The organism is Sulfitobacter sp. HNIBRBA3233 (assembly GCF_040149665.1).
Lineage (GTDB): Bacteria > Pseudomonadota > Alphaproteobacteria > Rhodobacterales > Rhodobacteraceae > Sulfitobacter > Sulfitobacter marinivivus.
The window spans coordinates 1-8,142 of the sequence record NZ_JBEFLP010000012.1; the positions used below are offsets into that span (position 1 = coordinate 1).

The following is an 8,142-nucleotide window of genomic DNA, read 5'->3' on the forward strand; positions in this document are numbered from 1 at the left end:
ACCCCCCGTCGATCGTGTCAGACCCGCCTCCCGGCGTGATCCAGTCGCTCCCGCCCCCCGCGTTGATCGTTTCGGTAGCGTCGGTTCCCTCCAGCACTTCGGCGGCGTCGGTACCGGTGATATCGGTCGTGTCCGGCCCGTCTGTGCCCCCGCCGGTGCCCCCGTCAGGATCGGTCGGCACACCCTCGGCAAAGGCGGGCGGATCGAGCGCATCCAGCAGCCCGTTGCCCTCGCTTATGCTCCACCATGCGGCGGTGCCGTCGGGCGCGATGGCCAGATCCTCGGTGCTGACATATTGCAGCGGATCGCCGATGCCGCGGGTATAGACATCCTCGTCCACCAGCGTGCCGGCGCTGTCGTAGGTGCGCACGAACATGTTCTTGTCAAAGGCCGAGGACGCCTGTTGCAGGTTCTGGAACGCCAGCGCGAAGCCCCCGCCCTCCAGCGCGAAGACACGCGGTTTTTCCTGCACTTCTCCGGTGGCGCCGGTATAGGCGGTGATCACATCGCCCTGCTGCACCCCCGCGCTGTCGAAAATGGCAAAGAAGATGCCCTGCACGTCGCCGCCTTCGGTGCGCGCATCATCCGCGAAGCGCCGCGCGCTGAACGCCACGACCACATTGCCGCCCGCCAGCCCCGCCACGTCGATGGCCGCGAAGTTGCGCGTATCGGTGCCTTCGTTGGGCCGGAAGCGCAGGCCGCCCACCTCGATCTTCACCGCGCGGGGCGACAGATCGGTGTCGAACAGATGCAGCCGCGCCGTCGATGTGGCATCGGCAAAGTCCAGCGTCGCCCAGGCGAAGCCGCCCTCGATCTCCTCCACAGCGGCGGAGAAGGGAAAGAACCGGTCAAGGAAGCTGCGCGGATAGACCTGGGTGAAGAACACCCCGTCCGGGTCGGGCGCATTGAGCGCATCGGCACCGTAAAGAAGCGTGCCGTCCGGCAGGGTGTCGATGGCCGTGGTATTGCCAAGGCGCGGGTAGAGATGCCCCGCCTCCGACACCAGCACCCGCGTGCCCGACGCGCTGCCGTCGGCAGCGTAGTCCTGCGCGTAGATCGTGCCGTCATCCCCGTCGAGGAACAGCTCTTCGTGGTAATAGACCCGCAGACCACCCCCGTCGAGGTCACGCGCGCCCATGATATTGATGCTGAAACGCTCGGCGTCCGTGGTGATCTGCGTCTTGTCGTGCACGACGCTTCCGTCCGGTTTCAGGACGCCGAAACTATCGGTCAGAAAGAAAAAACTCGAACCCGAAGGCAACATGAAACTTGGCATGGGACTCCCCGTGAATGTCTTGCGTGAAAAAGGATGCGGTGACCGCTGGCGGGATCATATCCATCGGCACCACGACAACCGTCCCCCGAAAAGGGGAGAGCCGCCGCTGCGGGGGCAGCGGCGGCTCTGGTGTCAGGTCCTGTGCGGGGGGCGGCGATTACAGGAAGACGGTATCGTCCGCAAAGACCAGCGCCTCGATGTTGACCAGCTGGTCGGTGCCGTCGCCGCCGCTGCCCAGGTATTCCACGAAGACAAAGCCGTCGCGCATATCGATCGCGTACTCGTCCTCGTTGCCCGAGAAATAGGCGTAGTCGAAGCCGCTGCCGCCGTCGATGTAGTCGTCCGATCCACCACCGGTGATCCGGTCGACCCCGCCGTTGCCATAGATCACATCCTCGCCGTAGAGGCCGCGCAGGAAGTTGCGCCCGTTGTTGCCGGTCAGGATGTCGTCAAAGCTCGACCCCGTCAGGCTTTCGATCGAGGTATAGAGATCGCGCGCCGCGTCACCCGCGGTGCCACGCCCCAGCAGCAACGAGGCGACAACCCCTTCGGTCGCGAGCGAATAGGCCACCGTGTCGAGCCCCGATCCGCCATCGTAGCGGTCCTTGCCGCCGCCCGAGCCCACGAACCAGTCGTAGCCGCCCAAGCCGCGGAAATCGTCCTCTCCCTCCGAGCCGTAGGCCAGATCGCTGAAGATCGATCCGGTAAACCGCTCGATGCTGTCGTAGGTGTCCCCGAGCGCCTGGCCGCCGATCCCGCGGCCGCCGCCGAGATCGACCTCGACCCGGTCGTCGGCCAGCACGTAGGAGATCATGTCGCGGCCCGAGCCCCCTTCGTAGACGTCGCGCCCGTCAGAGCCGACGAACCAGTCATAACCGCCCAGACCGCGGAACTGGTTCTCGCCCGACGTGCCGAAGAACAGATCGCTGTAGATCGATCCGGTGACATCCTCGAAGGAGGTCAGCGTGTCCGTGCCCGACCCGCCGACAGATGTGCCATCCTCGAGGTTGACCGCCACGCGGGCCGTCGCATCGAAGTAGGAGACCATGTCGCGGCCCGATCCGCCGTCGAGGTCGTCGTCGCCCTGACCGGGGGTGATCCAGTCACGGCCCGCGCCGCCAAAGATCGTGTCGGCGCCTTCCAGACCGTTGAGGAAGTTGTTCACCGGGTTGCCCATGATCGTGTCGGCGGCGGTGGTCCCGTCGGTCAGCACGCGGCCGATTTCAAGGTTGCCGCCGCGCAGGAACATCTGCGCCCCGACGCCGAGCGCCGTGGCGTCGGCGGTGAAGGTGACATCGACGAAAGCATCGCTGTTGTCGAAGTCCACGAGGAAGGTCGCCAAGCCATCGATCTCGGTGATGGTCAGGAAGGGTGCGGGTGCATCGACCCCTTCGATGATCACCGCATCCTCGCGACCGAAGTCCGCGAAATGCGTGCCGTCGATTGCCGAGGCCGACCCCGAGACGAGGTCCATGCCCGCGCCGCCGGTGATCGTGTCAGCGCCTGTGCCGGGGCGCAGCAGATCGTCGCCGTCGCCGCCTGCGATATCGTCGTCGCCGGTGCCACCGTTGATGGTGTCGTTGCCGTCACCGCCCACCAGCTCGTCGTTGCCGGCACTGCCGTCAAGCGAGTCGTCGCCGCCCAGACCGGTGATGGTGTCGTCACCGCCCAGACCCAGCAGCACGTCGCGGCCCTCGGTCCCGTTGATCTCTTCGCCGGCGGAGGTGCCTATTTCGGTGACGTCACCGCTGATCCGGGCAAGGCCCGCGCGGATCGCATCGGTCACATCCGCGCCCGAAGACGTGGTTTCGACGACCACACCGCCACTGCCCAGATCGGACAGGGCCTCTTCGTAGACCTCGCCGGAGCCGAAGCGCGTGGTCCCAATGATCGGGATCGCACCCATTTCGCGGAAGGATTCGCCAACCAGCGCCACGAGCGGATCGTCCGCCAGCCGCTCGACCGGGGCGCCGATATCATAGCCGGGATCGCCGGGGTCACGGATGGTGGGCTGGTCGGGGGGGATTTCCAGACCGCTGCCGTCACCGGTGCTGCCCGTTGCCGTGGCCCCGCCCCGGCCACCCGTGGTGGCCAGACCGTCCGGTCCACCCTCGACGTCGATCTCGCCGGTTTCAAGGAAGTTGCGGATGTTGGTTTCATCCAGCCCGTAATCCGATGCCGTGTGCGCGGGCGCATCTGTGGCCATATAGATCACGCGGCTGCTGTCCTCGCGCAGGTTCAGGCCCACGCCGTTGGCCGCCCGCCACAGGCCGACCCATTGCGCCTCGGGTCCGTCGCCACCCGATCCGGTGCTGAGCCCGTCAAGGGTCGCCTCGAAGGCGGCCACATCGTCGGTCAGCGCCAGCTCGGCCTTGTAGAGGTAATCTCCCTCGCTGCCGTAGGGCGAGAACGGGTAATCGATGAAGGACGCGATGGCAAAGCGCACGTCCTCGTTCTCGGCGCGCAGGTCTGCCGCGATTTCACGCGCCGCGGCCCGGAACGAGAACAGATCGTCCGAGAACGAGCCCGACAGATCCACCAGGAAAATGAAGTCAAGCGGCGGGCAGTCCTCGATCTCTTCGGCGGTCAGGTCGATGGTGCCGTCGGTGAACTTCGCGAATTCGACGTCCATCAAGGTGTCGATCCCGTCGAGCCCGGCCTTGTGGGTGATCGTGACCTCGCCGGTCGCGTCGTCACGTTCGATGGTATAGGAGGCGCAGGGCCCGTCGTAATAGGCCGTGTCGGTCCCGGCACCGCCCTCGAGCGTATCGTTGCCCTCGCCGCCGACCAGTTCGTCGTCGCCGGCGCCGCCCTTCAGTTCGTCCGCACCGCGACCGCCCGCCAGCATGTCGTCACCGGCGTTGCCGGTCAGCGTGTTGTTGGCGGCGTTACCGATCAGCATATCCTTGCCCGACCCGCCGGTCGCATCCTCGATCACCACGCCGTTGGCGATCGAATAACCGCCCAGCTGGGTGTTGCCCGCGGCGGTGGCCAGCGTCGAGTAATAGCCGCCCGCGTGGTAATCGGCATCCGTCAGCTCGTTGAGCGGCTGCGAGCCCACGCGCCCGGCCATGTCCGCATAGGCATTCGTCAGCTTCACCTCTTTCAGAAGCGCCGCGTCCTCGGGCTGCTCTTCCTGCACCAGCGTGGCATCATTGAGGTTGATATAGGCGTTCTGCGCGCCGTTATACGCGATCTTGTCGCCGTCCCCGCCGGTGTCCCAGATGGTATAGAAGGCCCGCCCGATGGAAATGCTGCCGTCCCCGCCCGACAGGTCCAGCGCGGTGGTGCCCTGATCGGTCAGCGTATAGGTGGTGTCGCCGGTATGGGCCGCCCTGGTGCCGTAGATGTCCTGCAGCGTGGCGATATCCAGCGCCGCGGGGGTGACGGAATTGCCGAAGTTGTCGAGGATCTGCACGTCGATGCCGCCGATCTCGTAGGACATCACCGTGTAGCGCGCGTTATCGGCCTTGTTGTCGGTCGCGACCGCGCCGCTGTTGGCCCAGGCCGTCGTGCCGCGATCCGAATTGTGCGGGTGGCTCAGACCCAGACCATGGCCGAGCTCGTGCAGGACGATGAAATCGGGCGAACTGCCGCCCCCGGTTTCACCCGCCACATCGTAGCGCGCGTCGTTCATCACCGCGAGGAAGAACGACTGGTAATCGTCGGTCTCGCCGGACTTGAGGTTCTCGCCCGGCGCATCCATCCGCGCGATGGTCCCGCCGCCCAGCGAATTATAGCCGCCGCCATAGACGATGTCGGCGTCATCAATATCCGTCGCGGCGGTAAAGGAAATATCGGCGACGAGTGAAAACGCTGCTTCGGCACGCGCGATGGCGGTCAGCCAGGGGGCCTCGGCCGCGTCGGTGGAAGTGTAGGGATCATAGGTGCCCGACGGGGCCGATCCGATCCGGTTCTGATAAACGGCGGCGATGGTCGCTGCATCCCCGCTGTCGGCGATATAGCTTGTCAGATCGCCCGTATCCCACTGAACCGTGCGCTTGAGCCCCGCCAGCAGCGTGTTCGTGCTTGCGGTTACCGTTTGTTTACCAGCCATTTACAATATCCTTTTTAAAATGCCCGAAACGGGCGCTGCGTAATGTCACCGCCGGTTTTCAGCGGCGCAAAATTTCGTCGATCCAATCCGTGACCCGGCCTGCCCGCCAGAGACACTGCGCCGGGTCCACCGGCTCTATGGTGAAAACATGCGTGGCCGCCCCCGCGTGATGCAGCCCGACCAGAACCGGCCGGGCCACCGCGTCGACCGCCGCGGGATCCGGCAAACCGGCCAGCAACAAGGCGGTCACAGGCGATCCTTCGGCGGGGCGGATCAACCAGCGGGTCTGTTGCGGGGCGACGGCGAAACCGTCGGGGTCGCCCCCGCCCTCCAGCGGGCGCTCGAACCGCCAGCGCGCATCGGCGCCCTGAAACAGATCAGTCACCTCGCGGGCGTCGCCCGGTGCGATCCCGCGCAGCTGTGCCTCGATTTCCGCCACGCTGACCCGGCTGAACAGCAAGGCCGCCTGCGCTAGCGCCGACGCTTCGCCCGCGCGCGCGGAGGCGTCGGAAGTGGTATTCTGTGCCAGATCGGTAACGCGGACCTCACAAGGGCCGGCCTCCGCGACAGCCGTCCCGCCAAGTGCAAGACCTAGCCCCGTGGCCCCGGCTACGACGCTGCGCCATACGTTTGCGTATGGCGCATCATGCGCTACGGCAGACTGTTTTCCCGTGATTGCGGAAAGTCTCACAACAGCGCCCCCACGCCTCGGTCGTTGGAAAAAACTCAATAAAACTGGCAGAATCTCGAAACAATTATCTCTATCGTACTCTCCTGCGACACTCGATCAAGGGTTTTCCGGGGGCGCTGTCCCCCCTGATCGAGGGGGAGAGACAGCAGCGCGCGGGCAGTCAATCAGAGAACACGCCGTTCGCTTCAGGGACGGTCCAGCCATGTTCCTCGCGCAGCGCAAGGTAGCGCTCGACTGCGTAGACAAGGCTGCGGCGCTTGCCGTCCATGTATTTACCAGCCTGTGGCAGCAGCTCGGAGCGCGTGGGCTGGTAGTCTTCGAACCACTGGTTATAGGGCAGCGGCAGGGGCTTTTTCTTGTTCACACCAACTTCGGGATAGAGCGTAATGCAGGCCTTCTTGACCAGTTCCTTGCCCTTACTGATTTGCTCGCCGCCGCGGTTCCACTCAAGTTCGGTGAAGGGCGTGACATGGATCAGGCCCGCCTGCGTGATCGCGCCTATCACACTTGCCCCTTCGGTCCCGACCCGCTTAAGAAACTCCGCCACATCGATCCGTCCGTCCGTGACAAAGCCGTCGAGAACCCATTTGCTCGGCTGCGGGGATCGCAGGACCTTTTCGGGGTTGGCGAACTGCTTGTCGAGCATCTCGCCCAGCTCTTCCTTGGTCTGCGCCTTGTAGAGATGCCCATGCCCGCCAAATCGAGTATCCGCAGAAAAACCCGTCAGCAGATGCGTACACCCATCCGCACGCGCACGCAACGCAGCAAGGTAGACCGCTGGTGCGTGCGGCACCACAGGTTGTTGCAGGAGGCAGATCAGCTCATCCATCGCCTTGAAATATGCATCACGTGTGACCCCGAAGCGTTTGTGCTCGGCTCCGTGGGTCAGATAGCGCGCGGCCTCGGAATACTCGCTCAGATGTGCACGGTCCTCGCCATAGTCGAAGGTATAGGCAGTATAGCTGTGCGGGATGCACCCCGCCACGAGCGCCGAATCCATTCCCCCCGACAGCAGGATGCCCAGCTTGCCGCCTAACCCCGTCACCCGACGCCGGATCGCATCGATCAGCTCGTCAGAGGTCGCGACAGGCTCGTAGACCTTTCTGGGCACGGGGAAGAACCGACGATACTGCAGGTAGAGGCTGATGTTCATAGGCACGTCGGCCTGGGGAGACTCGTCATTCATTACAGGTGCACTTCCATGACTGTTGATCACGACCGGGACCGCCGCTGATCGCGGGTGATAAGGCCTCACCCCCTCCCCGGCAAGCCAAACGCCGTCCCCCTTTCGGGGAGCGGCGGGTGTTTCGCTTCGGGGGCGGGTCGGTCGGGGATCAGACGATGTCTAGATCCCAGATCCGCAGGTCGCCGTCGGTGAAGCGGAAGTATTCCACGTTGGTGTAGATGTCGAAGCCCTCCGCACCGCTCATGCGCACCTCGTTCGACGCCGTGCGGAACACCGCGTAGTCGCCGCGCGCCCCGTCGAACAGCGCGTAGTCCGATCCCGCACCCCCGTCGATCACGTCGTTGCCCAGCCCCCCCTTCAGCTGGTCGATCCCGCCGTAGCCGAACAGGAAATCGTCCCCGTCCAGACCGTTGAGGTTGTTGCGACCCTCGTTGCCCGTCAGGCTGTCGTCGAAGTTCGTCCCCACAAGGCCCTCGATCGAGAAGTAGAGATCCAGCGCCGCGTCGCCGCCGGTGCCCCGCCCCGTTTCCTCGCCGTCGATCCGTGCCCCGTTACGCAGGCTCGCCACCACGCCAGAGGTCGAGTTGTAGTAGGTCACCGTGTCCTCGCCGTCGCCGCCGAAGTAGCGCTCGCGCCCGCCTGTCGAGCCCACGAACCAGTCGTAATCACCAAGGCCGCGGAAATCGTTCTCGTTCTCATCGCCGTAAAACACGTCCTGCCGGCCCGAGCCGGTCACCCGCTCGACGCTCAGATAGGTGTGACCCGCGGCGAGGTTGGTGTTGTTGCCGGTGTCGTTGAGATCGACCACCACGCCGGTAACCTCGGCATTGGGCGGCGGCGCGCCACCGGGGTTGAACGGATCGGCGGTGTTGACCGCGTCGCTCTGCCAGTCGACGTAGGAGATCATGTCCTGGCCGGTGCCGCCGTCGATG

General features: G+C 65.1%; 4 protein-coding genes and 1 pseudogene. All 5 read right to left on the minus strand.

Annotated features, from left to right (window positions below; all coding sequences use genetic code 11):
• Positions 1 to 1,276 (minus strand): annotated as a pseudogene (locus tag ABMC89_RS18895) (hypothetical protein); the annotation flags it as partial.
• A gap of 157 nt (positions 1,277 to 1,433) precedes the next feature.
• Entirely contained in the window at positions 1,434 to 5,333 is a 3,900-nt protein-coding gene (locus ABMC89_RS18900; protein WP_349570781.1) for a M10 family metallopeptidase C-terminal domain-containing protein, read from the minus strand.
• Positions 5,334 to 5,391: 58 nt separating this feature from the next.
• Positions 5,392 to 6,024, minus strand: coding sequence for a hypothetical protein (locus ABMC89_RS18905; protein WP_349570783.1), 633 nt, complete (start codon positions 6,022 to 6,024; stop codon positions 5,392 to 5,394).
• A 160-nt stretch (positions 6,025 to 6,184) separates the two neighbouring features.
• Positions 6,185 to 7,210, minus strand: coding sequence for an asparagine synthase-related protein (locus ABMC89_RS18910; RefSeq protein WP_349570785.1), 1,026 nt, complete (start codon positions 7,208 to 7,210; stop codon positions 6,185 to 6,187).
• Positions 7,211 to 7,358: 148 nt separating this feature from the next.
• The coding region (locus ABMC89_RS18915; RefSeq protein WP_439655678.1) for a calcium-binding protein at positions 7,359 to 8,142 on the minus strand (784 nt) is incomplete at its 5' end.

Excerpts from the sequence above, each read along its gene's own strand:
- ABMC89_RS18910 (WP_349570785.1), bottom strand. The coding sequence starts at position 7,210 with ATGAATGACGAGTCTCCCCAGGCCGACGTGCCTATGAACATCAGCCTC.
- ABMC89_RS18900 (WP_349570781.1), bottom strand. The coding sequence starts at position 5,333 with ATGGCTGGTAAACAAACGGTAACCGCAAGCACGAACACGCTGCTGGCG.